Source organism: Colwellia sp. MB3u-8 (assembly GCF_014076985.1).
Lineage (GTDB): Bacteria > Pseudomonadota > Gammaproteobacteria > Enterobacterales > Alteromonadaceae > Cognaticolwellia.
In genome coordinates this window covers 1-18916 of the sequence record NZ_JACGVA010000067.1, presented here as the reverse complement: position 1 = coordinate 18916, position 18916 = coordinate 1, and the positions used below count along the sequence as shown (strand labels likewise).

12 protein-coding genes are annotated in these 18916 nt (G+C 37.4%); 4 read left to right on the top strand and 8 right to left on the bottom strand.

All coding sequences use genetic code 11. The features are described from left to right. Positions 1-120: 120 nt before the first annotated feature. On the top strand, positions 121-4407 hold the full coding sequence (gene pulA / locus H4J54_RS12085; RefSeq protein WP_182191123.1) for a pullulanase-type alpha-1,6-glucosidase: 4287 nt from the start codon (positions 121-123) through the stop codon (positions 4405-4407). A gap of 907 nt (positions 4408-5314) precedes the next feature. Here pulA and H4J54_RS12080 read toward each other — a convergent pair. From H4J54_RS12080 to H4J54_RS12070, 3 genes are all read right to left on the bottom strand, one after another. Further along, positions 5315-8755: a PKD domain-containing protein gene (locus H4J54_RS12080; protein ID WP_182191122.1), complete on the bottom strand. Its 3441-nt coding sequence runs from the start codon at positions 8753-8755 to the stop codon at positions 5315-5317. Between the two features lie 97 nt (positions 8756-8852). Then, positions 8853-9155 carry a hypothetical protein gene (locus tag H4J54_RS12075; RefSeq protein WP_182191121.1) on the bottom strand — a complete coding sequence of 101 codons (303 nt, stop codon included), beginning with the start codon at positions 9153-9155 and terminating at the stop codon, positions 8853-8855. 125 nt (positions 9156-9280) lie between these two features. Then, positions 9281-9622 carry an Arm DNA-binding domain-containing protein gene (locus H4J54_RS12070; RefSeq protein ID WP_310650097.1) on the bottom strand — a complete coding sequence of 114 codons (342 nt, stop codon included), beginning with the start codon at positions 9620-9622 and terminating at the stop codon, positions 9281-9283. 919 nt (positions 9623-10541) lie between these two features. Between H4J54_RS12070 and hemE the strand changes: the two genes are divergently transcribed. Then, a complete protein-coding gene (gene hemE, locus H4J54_RS12065) occupies positions 10542-11609 on the top strand; it encodes a uroporphyrinogen decarboxylase (RefSeq protein WP_182191119.1) in 1068 nt (355 codons plus the stop codon). A 232-nt stretch (positions 11610-11841) separates the two neighbouring features. Continuing rightward, positions 11842-12336, top strand: coding sequence for a hypothetical protein (locus tag H4J54_RS12060; RefSeq protein WP_182191118.1), 495 nt, complete (start codon positions 11842-11844; stop codon positions 12334-12336). A gap of 57 nt (positions 12337-12393) precedes the next feature. Here the strand turns inward: H4J54_RS12060 and H4J54_RS12055 are convergent, their stop codons facing one another. From H4J54_RS12055 to H4J54_RS12045, 3 genes are all read right to left on the bottom strand, one after another. Continuing rightward, positions 12394-12885 (bottom strand): histidine phosphatase family protein, encoded by a 492-nt coding sequence (locus tag H4J54_RS12055; RefSeq protein WP_182191117.1) that lies wholly within the window; start codon positions 12883-12885, stop codon positions 12394-12396. A 74-nt stretch (positions 12886-12959) separates the two neighbouring features. Beyond that, positions 12960-14402 (bottom strand): Si-specific NAD(P)(+) transhydrogenase, encoded by a 1443-nt coding sequence (sthA, locus tag H4J54_RS12050; protein WP_182191116.1) that lies wholly within the window; start codon positions 14400-14402, stop codon positions 12960-12962. Between the two features lie 69 nt (positions 14403-14471). Beyond that, on the bottom strand, positions 14472-15590 hold the full coding sequence (locus H4J54_RS12045) for a fatty acid desaturase (protein WP_182191115.1): 1119 nt from the start codon (positions 15588-15590) through the stop codon (positions 14472-14474). Between the two features lie 230 nt (positions 15591-15820). Between H4J54_RS12045 and fabR the strand changes: the two genes are divergently transcribed. After that, entirely contained in the window at positions 15821-16477 is a 657-nt protein-coding gene (gene fabR / locus H4J54_RS12040; RefSeq protein ID WP_182137408.1) for an HTH-type transcriptional repressor FabR, read from the top strand. Here fabR and trmA read toward each other — a convergent pair. Both trmA and H4J54_RS12030 read right to left on the bottom strand, forming a co-directional pair. Then, complete coding sequence (gene trmA, locus H4J54_RS12035) at positions 16458-17552, bottom strand: tRNA (uridine(54)-C5)-methyltransferase TrmA (protein WP_182191114.1); 1095 nt, start codon at positions 17550-17552, stop codon at positions 16458-16460. The two genes, fabR and trmA, sit on opposite strands and share 20 nt — an antisense overlap. Before the next feature lie 388 nt (positions 17553-17940). After that, entirely contained in the window at positions 17941-18387 is a 447-nt protein-coding gene (locus tag H4J54_RS12030; protein WP_182191113.1) for an RNA-binding protein, read from the bottom strand. Positions 18388-18916: the final 529 nt, after the last annotated feature.

Below are 18916 nucleotides of genomic sequence, written 5' to 3'. Positions count from 1 at the left end.
TTAGTTATTAGCCATGAGTTATTAAAGTGAATGAAATTATATTTTCAAATAAAAAGAATCTAATAATTTCCGTATTCATTTCGGTATTAGCTCGCCAATTATCTCTTTGGAGTAAATGTTATGTTTAGTCAAAAATCGGTGTTAAGAATTATTGTCTTAGCATTTTTATCAATAATACTGGCCGCGTGTGGCGGTTCAGATTCTACCGAGTCAGGTAAAGTATTACTTAGTTGCGATGTGCCAATGGTTGCCGACGCAGCTGGTACAAGTTGTGTTGCGCCCGAGCCTATTGTTTGTCCTGTGCCAACGGTACCAGATGCATTAAATGAAAGTTGTGTGGTTGGTATTGATCCCAATGCACCTGTCCCTGTTATTTTCCCTCAAGAAAATCAGGCGTTGTTGTTTTATAACCGTGCTGACGGTGAATACGACGACTACAAAATGCATAATTGGAATAGTGATGAATGTGATGCTTATGCAGAAGATTCTTTAGCGCAAAGCTGGGATAGTGGTTTAGTTCATACTGGGGTTGATCCCGTATATGGCGCGTATTGGCTATTAAACCTAAAAGAGGGTCACAATGAATGTGGCCACTTTATTGTTCATAAAGGTACTGATGACGCAGGAAAAGAATTTGGTGGTGGTGACTTTAAAATGCCACTGTTTCAAGATGATGAAACATACCAGCGTATGAACTTTACTTTTTCAGGTGTAGCCTCTATTTTTGAATACCCGGTTGTATCCTTGGGTAAGCAAGCGTTAGCAATAAATGATTTTTCAGCACATTGGATTGATAGCAACACCTTTACATGGGATGTGAACTTTGAACGGGTAACATCGGTTAAATTACATCATTCAGCGACTGCTGGTATTGGTGGAGATGAAGCGAAGCCAAATGTTATCACTGGAACGGTTGTTGAGTTAACGGAAGTTAATTTAAGCGACGAGCAAAAAGCAGCTGCACCTTTAGTTGCTGACTGGCCTGCATTTTCAGGTGATTGGTCTGTTGAAGAAGCAAAAGCTATCGCTAAAAACCAATTAGTTTTAGTTGGTTATAACGCTGAAGGGATTGCTGTGGCGGCAACTTATGTTCAAGCTGATTTAGTACTTGATGACCTTTATACCCAAGGCGAGGCTGATGCCGATGAAGCAACGTTAGGCGTGGTTTATGAAAACGGTAGCATTAAAGTTTCAGTGTGGTCTCCAACCGCTCAAACGCTTAAATTAAATCTTTATGATGCGAATAAAAACATGGTTTCAAGTCATGATATGACTGAAGATTCAATGACAGGTATCTGGAGTTATACCGGCGATGCAAGTCTAGACCGTCAATTTTATCGTTTAGCATTAACGCTTTACCATCCACAAAATAAAGCGATTGAAGAAATTGAAAGTACTGACCCTTACTCAGTAAGTTTATCAACCAATGGTGAATACTCTCAGTTTGTTAACTTATCTGACGAAGACTTACAACCTGAAGGTTGGGAAGGCCACTTAGTATCAACTATCGAAAACTACGAAGACGCGGTAATTTACGAAGGGCATATTCGTGACTTTAGTGCACAAGATGAAAGTACTTCAGTTGAGCATAGAGGCAAGTTCTTAGCCTTTACCGAAATAGACTCTGCGCCTATGTTGCATCTACAAAAATTAGTAGCTAATGGTTTAAATACATTCCATATGTTACCTGCTAATGATATCGCTACCATTAATGAAGATGCAGCCAAAATTATCGATTTGGACAGTAGGGTATTAGCATTATGTAAAGTAGATTCGGATGCTCCACCTTGTTATAAAGGTCTTGACGAGCAATCATTACGTTCGGTTTTTGAAAGCTATTCACCTTTTTCAAATGAAGCCGCTTTACTGACCGAAGCGATGCGCAATACTGATAGCTTCAATTGGGGCTATGATCCTAAGCATTTCAATGTACCTGATGGCATCTATGCTTCAAACCCTGATGGCGTAACACGTATTAAAGAAATGCGTGCGATGATCAAATCATTGCATGACATTGGGTTACGTGTGGTTTTAGATGTTGTCTATAACCATACAAACTCTGCCGGATTATGGGATAACTCGGTACTTGATAAATTTGTACCCGGTTATTATCACAGTCGTGACGTGACTACAGGCGCTGTTCAAAACAGCACCTGTTGTAGTGATACAGCCCTTGAACATCGCATGATGGACAAGTTAATGGTCGATTCACTAAAACAGTGGACTGCACAATACCAGTTCGACGGATTCCGTTTCGATATTATGAGCCAAGCTTCTAAAGCGCAAATGCTAGCAGCTCGTGACGCCGTTCAAGCGATTGACCCTGATAATCATTTTTATGGTGAAGGCTGGTACAAAGACTCTCGTGGTTTCGAACGCGCTGATCAAGAAAATATGGCAGGCACAGAAATAGCCACTTTTAACGATCGTATTCGTGACGGCATTCGCAATGCAACTTTATTTAATAACGAAAGTGATTCAGGTTATTCATTTGAACAACAAGACATTGTGAAATTGGGCATGGCAGGCACACTAACTGACTATGTATTGAAAAACTTTAATGGTATAGACGCAGCAGGTAGTAGTTTCGGTATGTATGCGAAAGACCCTGCTGATGTTATTAACTATGTTTCAAAACATGATAATGAAACCTTATGGGATAACTTACAGTTTAAGTTAAATCCTGAAATGGCGAACAGAGAACGTGTTCGTGCACAAAACATCTCACAATCCATTGTATTATTGTCGCAAGGTATTCCATTTTTACAAATGGGTGGTGACTTCCTTCGCTCTAAATCTTTAGACCGAAATACCTATGATGCTGGAGATTGGTATAACTTAGTTGATTTCACTTTTGAAATTAACAACTGGAATAAAGGCTTACCTCTAGATAAAGGCAGCCGAGATGACAACTATTTAGTTGCATTAGCTTCTAGCCCATCAAGCACTGTTTCAATGACTGACATGTTGTTTGCCTCGAATGTTTTCAATGAATTTTTATCGATTCGTTCAAACAGCTCATTATTTAGATTAACAACCGCGGAAGATATTATTAACCGTGTTGGTTTTCATAATATAGGCAAAAATCAAACACAAGGTTTGATTGTAATGAGTATTGATGACGGCACAATCCTTACTGATCTTGACCCTAATTATGACGCGATAGTCGTTCTGGTAAATGGTAGCAATAGCGCACAAACACATACTATTGCCTCAGCAAGTGATTTTAGCTTACACCCTTTACTCATTGACTCAGTTGATGGCGCTGTTGCTAGTGCTAGCTTTGAGCAAGGTACTGACGAAGGCAGCTTTACTGTTCCGGCGTTAACGACCGCTGTTTTTGTCAAAGTACAAGGGGAAACGCAAGGTTCAGGTTTATCAGCTTATGCAACAGCAGGAGCACCTGATGTTGTTCCTTACGGAGATAAGGTTCCATTCGTTCGTGGTGACATGAATGGTTGGGGTGAAGTCGATGGCTTAATCTATCAAGCTGATGGTATATACCAAACGAAGATTACCCTTGCTGCAGGAAGTTACGGTTTTAAAATTGCTTCAGGAGATTGGTCAACAATTAACTTAGGCGCACCAAGCTCTGGTGGTGAAGTAGTAGAAGATGAAATCTTTAGTTTATTGCCTGGTAGTAATGACAATTTAAGCATTACTATTGCCGTTGATGGGACTTACATCTTCACGCTTGATTCTTCAGATACCAGTGCACCTACTTTATTGGTAGAAAATGAAGAACCGTTTGTTGGAACACCGGTATTTATTCGTGGTGACATGAATGGCTGGAGTGAAGATAATCCACTAGTTTATGTGGGTGATGGTAAGTACCAAGTTACGATTAGCATGGCTGCTTCAACGCCTAACTTCAAAATAGCCTCTGCTGATTGGTCTACAATCAATATGGGCGCACCAGCTGATGATATGGAAATATTTGAAGGTGAAGTGCAGTTATTATTGTCAGGTAGTAATGATAACTTCAGTATGGTCTTTGCTGAAGACGGAGATTACACGTTTGTGTTTGACGCATCTAACTTAGCTGAGCCTACATTAAGCATTTTTGCCGCAGAAATGTTTGGTGCTACACCCGTATTTATTCGTGGTGACATGAATGGTTGGGGGGAAGTTGATTTACTCAACTATGATGGCGCAAGCAGCTACTCTGTGGAAATAAACCTAACTGCTGGTGATTATGGATTTAAAGTGGCTTCGGGTGACTGGTCAACTGTCAATTTAGGGGCTCCGGCAGATACCAATGTTGTTACTCTAGATTCACCATTAGTATTAGTACAAGACTCGCAAGATAACTTGAGCGTAACAATTACTGAAGATGGCGTTTATATCGTTACAGTTGCTGGGCCTAACCCGCAAACACCAAGGATAAATATCAGTAAAAAGCCGTAATTAAGGGGTTATCTAACCTTAATAAAGGTTACAGCTAAACAACGTTAAAAAGCCTTCTCCTGGTAGAGGGTTTTTTTATACCCAGAATAAAATTTTTATCTCTGAAGGTGTTAGATTTTTTCTTTCAAATAAATTAACTAGCCTTGCTATGCCATATTTATTTTCATTTTGACTGCTAAAGTCTCTAAAACTTTAGTGTGCGGTTTGTGATTTTGGCCGAATACGGGTGTAATCAGGCTGCAATTTATTAGCATCAATTTCAGGGGGCGTATCGTACTATTGCCTTAAAAAACTTAGCTTTTAGTATTGGGTCAACGTGGTAGTCAATAACATCGATGTATTGCATGTCAGGGCCAAATTTAAGGTGCCCAGCTATAGTTAACGAAATATGAATACCCGAACCATTAAACTAGGTATTGGATAAATAAGCTGTTGAAATGGACTTTTCCCCTGATAACTAAAATAGTGTTCACGACAGTAGTATATCCTTGGAATATAGTGCTTTGACGTGTCCTCAATGGCATGATCAACCTAACTGCATGCAAACCAGTACAGTTAATTAACCACGAGCAGGTGAGCTTAAAATACTCTCCTTGGCTGTGCTTAATTACCTCAAAGCCTTGTGCTATTGCTTTCGCCGAAACAAACTTTGTGCGGCCAAAAATATTGCGCTTCAGCGAGTAAACTTTGCATATGGCTATGCACGTCGATAATGCCAGTTGATGGTGACAGTAGGGCAGTAGATGCCGCTAAAGCGGGTGTTGAGCACTTTAGCTGCGCTTTACTTTGCCAAGTTCAGTCATCTAGGCCATTAAGTTGTGTGCTGTAGAATAAACTAAGTATTAAAACCTAAATCACCTTTCACAGCTAGCGTTACTTTAATTCATCCCTTATTGAATAAGAGTGGTTAATTAAGTGTATAAATAAACCCACCCTCTACACTTATGGCTACCTCTATTTTATTTCCTACTTTTCTAAAAGCTATATCATCAGCCATCAACTCAGGACTTTGCCAGATGATCGTTCCCGTATATTTATCTACTACTTTTAGAGATCTGTTCGTTCCTGTGTTCGTGTTACCCTCTAAACTACTACTATTTAGATAAATTAAATTTCTACATTCTTTATCCCACTTAAAACACGGGACAATTTCATCATCAGTAATGTTTTCGTTATTAATAATAGTGTTATGTAAACTATCAATTGGCTCTAGTTGGAGCGTAACAGTATCTAGTATTTTATACTCTCTTCCTAAGTGAATATGGTTATATATTATTAGTTCCATTTGTTCATCATTGTCGTACTGAACAAATGAATAATCTTCTGCTTCATTCATAAGTTCGCCACTGATTGAATCATAAAGCACTTCTACACTTAGATCAGGTTTGATTTTGAGCAAGCTCTTTGAACGCCTACTTGCAATATATTTAGGTAATCCACTATGTGGACTAATGTCATACTTACTGTACTTGTTACTATCTACAGATGGGACTTCGTAAATGATTTCACCCGTACTTGCATTTATCAGATTATCATTGCTAGAACTACCAAGTGATAATAAAAATTCACCAAAGTTTTTGAAATCAAAACTATTGTCAGTTGTAACATTTGAATTCCAATATTCAGAATAAGCTAAATCAATTTTTGATAAACTTTTACTCCCACTCCAAAGATAAGAAAATAGTTCACTATTCTCTATACTCACTGACCTAATGTTCTGATCTTTTAGTAAGATCTGTGGCTCAAAGCTTTCTTTTACAGACGCAATATATCGCTCACTGTATGTTCCAAAATAAAACAATTCACCTGTACTAGTCCAATCCACAAATTTATAAATATTACTCTTTAGAGTATTGGAATTAAATACTTCCCTGAACGTTCCTTCACTTAGCTTTGTTGCGAAAAACCTTTGTTGCGTGAATTCAGAGCCTGTTACAGCTTCTTTTCGTATGATTTCATCAATTCCATCACCGTCAACATCTAACACTGCAACTAAATTCAATGGAGATTGGAAACTAGTTGGTTTTTCCCTCGATATAGTTTCAACAGCGACTGTCTGTAAATTATCTATTTTAATAATCAAAGTCTTTGTTGCAAAGTTTTCTGAGCTATCTCTATAAGAAACAACAAGTTCTTCAAATCCATCGTCGTAAAATTTTCCGACAACTTGATCACTTAACACATCATAGCCTTCTAATAATGTCATAGAACTATTATCTCCAAGCAAACTATGCCAAGTAACTTGTGCACCATTATAGTCAATCACTTCACATATGCCGTCGGCATTGCTGTCAATCGTTAGAATGGATGCAGATGTATTTACATAATAAAGTGTTTCGTCATTATTGTAATCTAGTACACGATTTGCGTAGGCAAAGTCGGTATAACCATCACCATTGAAGTCACAAGCTCTAGTATAATCAAAGTAAAATCTATCTATTGTTTTTTTTATAACTTTTGACTTTATGTCAATTACTTTAGTATCGTCACCATAAGCTTTTTGAGAAAATATGATGTCTTTCTGATTATCATTATCATAATCGATTAATCTAAATTTCAAGTAACGTCCAGAGTTTTCCATACTTAAAAATTCATGTTCTTCAGCTGTTAGACCGTCTTTCCAAAAAATATGGCTAGTTGCGATATTATCACTATTCCTAGTCACACTAGAAAACCAGAAGTCATCTACTCCATCGTCATTTGCATCATAAATGCCTTGATATTGGGTGTTTTTCTGATTTGTATATAAAGATACATGCTGAACTTCTAATTTAGTACCATCTAAAGCTAGCTTGCTTAGTATTTCACCACCTTGATAAAGGGTGCTTATATTCTGTGTGCTTTGTATTATTGCAGAATCAAAAAATGAACTAAAATCAAATGAACGCCATGTAGAATCAGTTATTGATGTGAGAGTGGGAACTGTTTCTGGTTTTAAAGAAATACTATTTTTGATAATGGTGAAGTTATCAGAATTTTTAATATAGACAGCAAAGTTAACATCCATATCATAGCCGAAATTTGGTATAGCTCCATCCCAAGTAACATGACCATTATCATCAACGACCATATTCGATGGACCATATTTTAATTTGTATTCGAATGGCCCATCAAGTTCATCATTATCTAATGCGATATGAGCATTAAAATCATGCCCTATATAATTATCAACTTGTACATAGCTTATTGATGGTTTAGGTGTATTTTTAAGTACTCTGATGGACCCTTCAACAGATGAGACCTCTTCTTCTAGATCATGAACAGTCAATTTAATGGAATATATGCCAGGAACATCAGCGGAAAACGTAACTGAATGATCTGAATTAACTTGCCACTGACTACCATCAGGACCAGACAGTAACTCCCATTTGACAGTAAGTGGGTCAAAGTCAGGATCTGTTGATTTTATAGCAGTCAAATTAAGTGGTAGGTTTCTATCTATTTCTAATAATTCAGGAAAGATAATTGCTTGAGGTGCGTGGTTAATTTGATCGTTACTATATCCATCAAAATTGCCTGTTAATGGGATTGTTACAGCTATATACTCGTCAGAATAAGTAAATGTGAGATACTCCTGTAGTTGAGCAACAAGCTCAATTTCTATATTTGCCGATATTGAAAGTGTTAACCTATTAGGGCTACTAGGATCTTTATTTCCAATATTAGATGTAGAAACAGTTAACTTTCCTGAATCTGATATATAAATATCCCCTTCATATTTTATCCCCCAATCTGAATCATATTCATAGACATTTAATTTTACTTCATCAAACCATAATTGTTCACCATCAACCTCCATTATTAGGTAAAATAAAGCGGTGTAATCGTTTGGTAGCTCAAAGTATCCGTTAATTGTTGCATATTCATTAGTAGAAGTGTCTAACATGGTAATGTTTGGGATAACGGTTACCTTAGAGCCATTTATAATAACTCTTAAAGTACCATTAACCTCAGTACCATCAATCAAGCACTTGTTATAAAACACTTCAAATTTTTTGTTCTGCTCCACTTCTTTACTTGTAACTGTACCGCCAATACAACTTACATCATCCCCCATAATTGAATTGCTATTTTCACTTAAAAAATAAAATTGTGAATATGCATCACCAAATGCCAGCATGTTGAGAACATCTAACGACTCAGTAATATTGATCATTGTTTCAGAAACATTTGAATAAGAGATTATATATGTCTCACGTTCACCTGAATAAACAGGTTTTTTGGGAGACCAAGAATTATTATTATTTGAATTATCGGTAGGTAAAGTATTATTAGTAGACGATGATTCACCACCACCACATGCTAGTAACATACAACAAAGAAAAGTGACGAATGAAAGCTTGAACATGTATTTAATCCTTTAAATATAGTAATGAAAACAAATAAAATTATATATTGTGCTTAAAACAAAAGCTACTTTCGTGATTTTATAATTTACTTTCCTTCTAAACATTGATGATTAGTACAGTTATTGACAGAACTCCAAGGTCAAGCTCTTTCCATTCCATTGAATAAACATTGCCTTTACGTTGGCCGGTATAAATTAATATTTGCACTACGTCTTGGTAAATTTGTTTTTCTTCTTTCAATGAATCAAAAAGCTTGGCTATTTCTATTTTACTTAGAAATCTAGTTTTAGACTCAATGCGAACCTTAGAGATTGTTGAAAACGGATTGCTCTTAACTAACTCGTGACTCGCAGCAAATTTAAACATTGCCCTAAGTAATGCAATTGAAGCATTAAACAAAGCAGCAGTTAAGTTTGCTTTTATATCATCGGTAATTCGTAAGGCAATAGCATGAGTGAAGTCTTTGGCTTTGTATTTTCCAATTCTAGGTTTTACGAGCAGCTTCCATGTTCGGCTAAAGTCTTCTAATGATTTTTTTTACGTTCACCGACTTTGATGCGAGCTTGAAAGTTTTCTTCGTATTGCTCAAACAGATCAGTGGTAGATAAGTACTGTATAAGCTCTTCGCGCTTCTTCTCAATAGGATTAACACCATTTTCCATTAACAAGATATTTTCACGCGCCTTTTTACGTGCTTGCTCAATGCTATTAGCAGGGAGTCGTCCTAAAGTAACCCGAACATATTTATCATCAATTTTTTTGGCAACAGAAAAGGACTTAGAGCCAGTTGACGTTACTCTTAACATTAACTCGGGAATTTTGGTGTCTCGATATTCAACTCGACTGCTGTCGGGGGATTTGTAAATTGTTTATTGCGGCGATAGTAAAGTTGAAGCGCTTATTCATATTACTCCCTCGCATGGTCGGTGATTTATTCTAGGGATACTCTGGGAATACTTTAAAGGTGTATTTTGGTCTATTTTCGTTAATATTGAAAATCCATGTGTTTGCCTACAGCTTTTGTGTATTAACGTTGGTTAATGTAAACACATTATTTTAGGTAATAAAAAAGCCTTACCGAAGTAAGGCTTGAAATGCTCGCTATATGGTCTAGTAAACTAGCTTCTTTTTATTAATTTCTTTATTATTATTATTATTGTTTTTGTTTTTATTATTGTTTTTCTTTAGCGCGGGACATTTATAGCAAAGGCTTTTTCTCTGTGCAACAACTTTAATAGAGCATATATTCCACGAATATCTTCGTATAAGGGATGTGTAAATTGACAACGCTCAGTCTATTTTTTTGTTATCTAGGTGTTGATTAAGCTAAAAGCTAAAGCTTTAATAAATCATCCTTTTTAAATCGGGGTAAAAAAATGTAAAAAAGTGTTACAGATCAAGTTTTAACGTGAGTATGGCCTAATGAAAAAAGGTGGCTAAAAATACCTTTTCTGGTCAACCACTTAGGGCCTGTGTGAATATATTTTCACTGTTTTATGGCTTTTGCTGCAAAATATAAAAAAATAAATTTTTTATATTAGTGTAATTATTTTTACTAAAAATGATTGCACCACTAAAACGGCAATTTATTGGGTTAATGATATGTTCTGTATCTGGCTTTAGCTAGGGTGTACTAATTAAACTTTATGAGAGTATTTTGCCCTATGGCAAAAATAAGGCAAATTTTTATCAATGCCGTAAGCGTATATAGATTTGATTTGGACATAGATCAATAAAATTTGAAGTGTTAGAATGCGCGCATACAAATAGCGGAGATGAATTTTCATGACTGAATTAAAAAATGATACGTATTTACGTGCGCTATTGCGCCAACCTGTTGATTACACACCTGTTTGGATGATGCGTCAAGCTGGACGTTATTTACCTGAGTATCGTGAAGTGCGCAAAGGGGCTGGCGATTTTATGTCGGTTTGCCGTGATGCTGATTTAGCTTGTGAAGTTACCATCCAACCTTTACGTCGCTTTCCTCTTGATGCGGCGATTTTATTTAGTGATATTCTCACTATTCCTGATGCTATGGGTTTAGGTCTGTATTTTGAAACAGGCGAAGGACCTAAATTCGAACGGCCAATTACCTGTAAAGCCGATGTAGATAAAATTGGTATTCCAGACCCTGAAGGCGAATTGCAATACGTTATGAATGCAGTACGCACGATTAAAAAAACGCTGAACGGTGATGTACCGCTGATTGGGTTTTCTGGTAGCCCTTGGACCCTTGCCACTTATATGATTGAAGGTGGTAGTTCAAAGGCTTTTACTAAAATCAAAAAAATGATGTTCTCAGAGCCAAAAACATTACACTTATTATTAGATAAATTAGCTGACTCAGTTATTTTATATTTAAATGCCCAAATTGCTGCAGGTGTGCAATCGGTAATGGTATTTGACACTTGGGGTGGTGTTTTATCACCTCGAGATTATAAAGAATTTTCATTGCAATATATGGCGAAAATTGTTGATGGTTTAACTCGTCATAACGATGGCCGCCAAGTGCCGGTGACATTATTTACTAAAAATGGTGGTATGTGGTTAGAAGATATCGTTGCAACAGGTTGTGATGCGGTGGGTCTTGATTGGACCATTGATATTGAAAATGCCAAAGCGCGTGTTGGTGATAAAGTGGCACTGCAAGGTAATATGGACCCATCAATGTTATACGCGCCATTACCAAGAATTGAGCAAGAAGTGTCAAAAATATTAGCAGGTTTTGGCGAAGGTGGCACTGGCCATGTGTTTAACTTAGGTCACGGTATACATCCAGATGTAAACCCAGATCATGCGGGCCACTTTATTGAGTCGGTTCATCGTTTGAGTAAGCCATATCATAGATAAGCTGTATTTGTGAACCTAAAGTAGTTTAGTTTATTGTATCTAAAGGAGCCTGAGGCTCCTTTTTTTTCCTTGAAATTATAATGCAATGGCTTACCTTTAAAATTCAGCTAGACAGTTTATAATCAGTTGCTAAATAGGGTTAAAAACTGATTTTTTATATATTTAGGCTTTGGTTATTGCTTTTAGATTAAGGTATGCTGAGATAGTAAATTGATTCTAAATGGACATGACAATGATCAAAAATAAAAACTTTTTATCTCTGTTGGCAATAACCTTGTTATTTAGTGCTTGCGGTAGTAGCTCAACCGACAAGGATGAAGCTAAAACAGATAAAGCTAATGAGACGATAGCGCAAACTGGTCAGGAAAATAATACCCAGCAGGCAGAGACTACACTTATTGATACTCAGGTAAATACTAATAAAGCATTAACAGGTCATCCTATGGAAGACACAGCAGATAAATTGAAAGATGGATTTAATGGCTGGCAACGTGGTCGTGTGCAGTTTTTAAACTTAGAAGGTGGCTTTTACGGCATTATTACCGATTCAGGCAAAAAATTATTGCCAATGAATATGGCAAAAGAGTTTGCGCAAAATGGGGCTATTGTTCGAGTCAAAGGCAAAGTAAAAGATGTTATGACCATTCAGCAATGGGGCACACCTTTTACGATTACCGATATTGAGCTTATAAAACCAGGCAATAAAGTCAATGACGTCGACATGTAACCTTGATTAAGCAGCAGTAATAGGCAAGTGACTCGTTATTTGCCGCTTATCGGTAAGTTATTGGCACATAAGTGGCTGAGTAAATAACGTTAAGGTTTTACCTTGGTCACTGACTTGTACTTGATATAGGTTACGATATTGTTGTTCGGTAAGCTCTGCGACATCGAATGCACTGAGTAATGCCGACAATTGTGGCGTGGTGTTACTGTGGCCTACCACTAATACATTTTCTTTTTGTTTAAGTAACTTCTGTGCAAACTGACTCAGATTTTTTGGCAAATATTCTTGTATGGCCAGCTGTTGCTGTTTAGCAAAGGGTGCCGCTGTTGCCATGGTACGTCGGTAGGCTGTGCTATATACATGTTTGATTTGTGTGTGCTCAAGCATAGTAGCAATTTGCTCTGCTCTTAATTGACCACAAGGGGTCAACTTAGGATCATCCTGCACTGCTTGTTTTTCTGCATGTCGAACTAAGTAAATACTAAAGCTATCTTCAGCAAGCGTTGGTAAGACAAAAAAATACAGCGAAACCAGTAAAGGATATTTCATAATTTTTCACTTTAATGTCCATAAAAAGTAGGGAGTAAAGGCAAAGCGATAGAAGCCTTGCCCTTGGTTTGTGTTTAAAAAAGTCGATTTAGACCATTTAATGCCGCCACCCTAAAGGCTTCTGCCATGGTGGGATAGTTAAAGGTAGTTTCAACAAAATATTCAATGGTATTGCCACCATTAGTTTGTTGCATGATGGCTTGACCAATATGTATGATTTCTGCGGCATTCTCACCAAAACAATGAATACCTAAAATCTCTTTGGTTTCCCGGTGAAAGAGAATTTTTAACGAGCCGACTAGGTTATTCGATATTTGTGCCCTAGCCAAATGTTTAAATTGCGCGCGGCCCACTTCATATGGAATTTTTGCTGCTGTTAGCTCTTGCTCAGTTTTACCGACAGAGCTAATCTCTGGAATGGTATAAATACCCGTAGGAATATCAACAATAAGTTTTGCTTTACTATTGCCATCCAGCATTGCGCTGGCGCAAATTCTCCCTTGATCAAACGCTGCACTGGCCAAACTCGGGTAGCCAATAACATCACCCACCGCAAAAATACCTTCCACGTCGGTTTGATAAGTATCGCTGACTTTCAATTGGCCACGCCCATCAGCTTTTAAACCGGCATTCTCAAGTTTTAAATCGGCGGTGTTACCTGTGCGACCATTGGCAAATAATAAGCAGTCGGCGCGCATCTTCTTCCCCGACTCTAAATGGACAATAACTGAATCTTTACTGGTCTCAACACGTTCAATTTGTTCGCCGTGGCGAATAACAACGCCGTTATTCCATAAGTGATAGCTTAACGAGTCTGACATTTCGTCGTCTAAGAATGACAGTAGGCGATCACGGGTATTGATCAGGTCTACTTTGACGCCTAAACCGCGAAAAATACACGCGTACTCGCTACCTATCACACCCGCACCATAGATAATTATTTGGCGTGGCGAATGTTCAAGCGATAAAATACTGTCTGAGTCATAAACTCTAGGGTGCGAAAAATCGACATCATCCGGATGATAGGGACGAGAGCCGGTGGCAATCACTATTTGTTTGGCTGTGATGATATCGATTGAACCATCAATACGTAATACTTGGAGGGTGTTTGCATCAATAAATGATGCTTCACCGTAAAAATGTTCAACTTGGTTACGGTTATAAAAGCCGCTGCGCAAATGGACTTGTTTACGAATAACGGCAGATGCGTGACTTAAAATATCTTGGAAGGTTAATTGCTTGGCATTTTGTCCGGCATTAAATAGCGGATTAGAGTTATATTCAATGAGTCGGCTAACCGATTGACGTAACGCTTTTGATGGAATAGTGCCCCAATGAGTGCATCCGCCACCAACATTATGATAGCGTTCAATAATGGCAACACGCTTATCACGCTTGGCTAAATTCATGGCGGCGCCTTCGCCACCAGGCCCTGTACCTATAATAATGGCGTCAAAATCATAGCTTTTAGCAGCGCTTTTTACTTTTTTATTTTCAGCTTGTGCTTGTTTAGTCAACGGTTAACCTTTTAATTCCTGCTTTAAGGAGAAAAATTTTAGCAGGAATTAAATCTAAGGTAACTATTTTTATGCTAGTTTTTCTACCATATTTTGCCAGCTTCGCTGTTGCTCAGCTAATCTTCGCTTAATTTCTTGGTATTGCGCCATGACCTCTGAATTTTCAACATCAGCCAGTAATTGGTCACGTTTACTGGCAACTAACGCTTTACGTACCGCATAAAATTCGTTGATCTTATGAATAAGCTCATCGTACTCATGTTGCAATCTTTCTAGCATCTGCTCTGCGTCAGGGTGGGCCGCTATCTTTTGCTGACTACGTAATAAAACCATAGATAAACGTGCCTTTTCAATTTTATCTTCAGGTGTCACACGTAACTTTGACGTCAGTTTTAAGTGAGCGCAGCCTTTAATTAACCATTTTGTTGGATCAAACTGCCACCAACGAATGCCATTACGATAGTCGTTTTCGAAGATATGATGGTAGTTATGGTAGCCTTCACCAAAAGTAAAAAAGGCTAGAAAACCATTATCACGAGCGGTATTTTTTTCAGTATAGGTTTGCTTACCCCAGATGTGCGCTAATGAATTAATGAAAAAGGTCGTGTGGTGACTTAACACTAAACGCAAAAAGCCAAGTAATAGTAAACTGTTAATCATATCACCGTGCCACAAACCAAATAGAATAGGGACACCAAAGTTCATCAATATGGTCAGTAGTAAATAATGCTTATGTTGCCAAACCACCACCGCATCTTTTTGTAAATCGCGCACATTGTTATAGTTATTGTAGTGTTCAGGTTGATGATCTCTTAGCATCCAGCCGATATGTGAATGCCAAAAGCCCAACTTTGCTGAATAAGGGTCAATATTATTTTTATCAACATGTTTGTGATGAATTCGATGATCAGAACACCAATGCAAGGCACTATTTTGCAAAGCAAATGCACCACCTAGCGCGTAAATCACTCTTAATGACCAATGAGCTTGGTAGGTTTTATGGGACCAAAGCCGGTGATAACCGGCCGTAATCGACATGCCGCAATAGATAAAACAAATCGTTGCTGCGGTTATTTCTGTGGCGTCAAAGCCATGAGTGAATGCACGGTAAGGTACTGCTATGGCAGCAAATAAAAAGGTAATGCTAAATACAAAAACATTTAACCAAATAATAGGTGGTTTATTCATTGATTGTCCATCTAAGGTTAATCACCGAAAAGTTTTTCGGTGTACACATGTACGCTATTTTTAACTTTACTCGATGCTGAGTCAAGTGTTGATGGCGATTTTTTAGCTAACATAAAGAATAAAAATAAGAATATCACAGAGTGGTTAACATCTATTAACTAGTAATATTAACTATTTTCAGTATCATATCAAGCTGATTACAGGCTGAAATAATTACTAGGTGCATGACGATGAGCGGTATTCGAGCATTACAAAAAGAAAAAACACGTCGACAACTCATCGATGCCGCTTTAGGGCAACTCAGCAGTGAGCGGAGTTTTTCTAGCCTAAGTTTACGTGAAGTAGCAAAAGAGGCAGGTTTAGCGCCAACCTCATTTTATCGCCATTTTTCTGATATGGACGAATTGGGTTTAACCTTAGTGGATGAAGCGGGTTTAACCTTGCGTCAATTAATGCGTCAAGCAAGGCAGCGTATTGACAAAGGGGGGTCGGTGATCCAAATTTCTGTGCGTACGTTTATGGAGTTCATTGAAAGTAACGGCAATATTTTTCGTTTGTTACTACGCGAGCGTTCAGGCACGTCGAAAGCATTTCGTGCTGCAGTTAATCGTGAAATTCGTTATTTTACGCTAGAGTTGTGTGATTATTTACAACAGGCTAATAAACTTGATGCTGAAGTGGCTTATCTGCAAGCCAATGCTGCCGTAACCATTGTTTTTAGTGCCGGCTCTGACGCACTAGATTGTGATAAAAAAGATTTAGCAGAATTAGCACAACGAACAATTAAACAGCTTAGGTTTATTGCTCGTGGTGCATTTGAAATTGGCGTAGGTAATAAAAACCGCAGCGAACAGCGCAGTAGTAGCGCTAAAGACGAGACAAAATAACACCCGTTTCTATATGGTGGGTATAAGGGAATTGGTCAAATAAAGCAAAATGCTCAATTTTATGGGTTTTAACCAATTCAGTTAAGTTATCACGGAGTGTCTCTGGATTGCATGAAATATAGATAATGCGCTCAAAGCGACTCACTAATTCAACACTATCAGGATCTAGCCCAGCTCGAGGAGGATCAACAAGCACAGTTTGATAATTGTAACTGGTCAAATCAAAACCTTGTAATCGTCGAAATACCCGTTCACCATTCATCGCCTGACTAAAGTCTTCACTCGCCATTCTTACAATATCAACATTGTCGAGTTTGTTAGCAGCAATGTTAATCTGCGCAGACTTAACTGACGTTTTTGATATCTCTGTGCCTAATACCCGATCAAAGTTTTCCGCCAAAGCAATGCTAAAGTTACCATTACCGCAGTAGAGCTCAATTAAATCACCGCCAATATTTTTAGTCGCTTGTTGGGCCCAAAGCAACATCTTTTCATTTACCTTAGCATTAGGTTGAGTAAAGCTATTTTCAACTTGCTGGTAATGAAACTCTTTGTTATTCAATGTTAATGTTTCCATCACAAAGTCTTTGTCTAAGACCACTTTTTGCTTGCGAGCTCGACCAATAATATCAACAGGAGCTATTGCAGACAGCCGAACTTTTAATTGCTGCGCCTGCTCAATCCATTGTTCATCTAACTGTTTATGATAAAGCAAACTAATCAATACTTCGCCACTAACAGTTGATAGAAAATCAACTTGGAATAAACGTTGGCGTAATACTTCGTTAGTTTTTATATCCGCTAATAGTGCCAACATAAATTGATTTATAAGCACACTGGCAACAGGAAAGTCATCAACCCGATATTTTTCTTTTGTTTCACTATTAAACATAATGTAATACAGATCATCACCGTCATGCCAAACTCTAAACTCTGCACGCTGGCGATAATTCAAGCTTGGCGAGGTAAATATTTCAAATGCTGGTAATTCAAACTGAGCAAAATTTTCTGTAATATTTTGCTGTTTTTCGTCAAGCTGCTGTTGATAATTATCGGGATGGATATGACTAAACATTGAAATACCTTGTTGAAAGTGGAGGTCGTTAACTGATGATGAAGTCGAGACTTTAGCGATTGGCCTGCTTTTATTTCTTAAACAACGACTGTATCTTAGAAGCACGGCTTATTAATCACAGCCTCTAATAAAAGCCGCTATTTTATAGACTATAGATAAGTGTTGATAGACTTTGTGGTCAGTAATATTAACACATTTGAGTTTAATATTATCAAACGCATAAAGTAATTCTCCGATTGCTTGTATAGTAGTAAAACAAAAAGCCTGTAAACTTATCATTTACAGGCTTTAATATGACTAGTGAGTAAGAGAGTTAAACGACTTCTGTAAATTTTATACTCTTACTACTTAATTGGTCGGTTTTAATAATCAACGTCATGCTGAGGTTTTATTCAACAATTTGCTCTGGTCGTTCTTTTGCTTCACGAACTTTTAATGTTCTTTGTTGAAATTCACTATCATTTAATGACAAAACCGCTTGCTCTGCATCTGCGGCTGATATTTCAACAAAACCAAATCCGCGTCTTTTTCCAGTATGTTTGTCTTTCATCAATCTTACTGATTGAACTTGACCATACTCAGAAAACAACTCTCTTACTGCGGCTTCGTTAGCTCTATACGGTAAATTGCCAACATAGAGTGTGCTGATGCTTGTATCGACTTCTTGTGCATTTGTTTCGGCTTTTCCAATTAAGGGCGCGATAAATGCACAAACAAAAGCAACAACGGCAACACTCATACTTGTTAATTCGAATACACTACTGTTAGCTAAAAAATATATAGCAACAGAAAATACTAACGCAACAATTAGCGTTAATGCTTGAGGAGACTTCATAATGGATACCTAATTATTATTTTATAAAAACTTAACTTGCAATTCTATGTTACCCACCTTTTAGTAATGTGCAAGAATAAGTGTGATTTTCATGCAATTTAATAAGGCAAGTATCTATTAATACTATTAACAGTAAGATTTGCGACTTAGTAACCGCTATAGAATAGCGTTTTAGTTAATAATCTTTTCTATTATGGCTATTGTAGTCTTCTTATCTAGAGTAGAAGTTATAAACCTTGTGATTAATCAATAAAAAGAACTACGTTTTCATATGACTTTATACGGGTCGAATGCTATTTGAACGCTCTTAGCTCAATAAAAGCACCAGGAGTATAATTAAAAAGCAAACAAACATTAAATCGCAATTTAATGCTAATTAGCTGTTGACGTGAAGCCAGAAATCTCTAGAATGCGCTCCAGTTCCAAGGGGTAACCCAAACGAACGGTTTTAATAGCTTAACTACTCTTTATAAGAGCTAAACAGTTAAGTTAACGTTTTAAAAGTGAGTTTGAATCTTCTGAAAAGAAA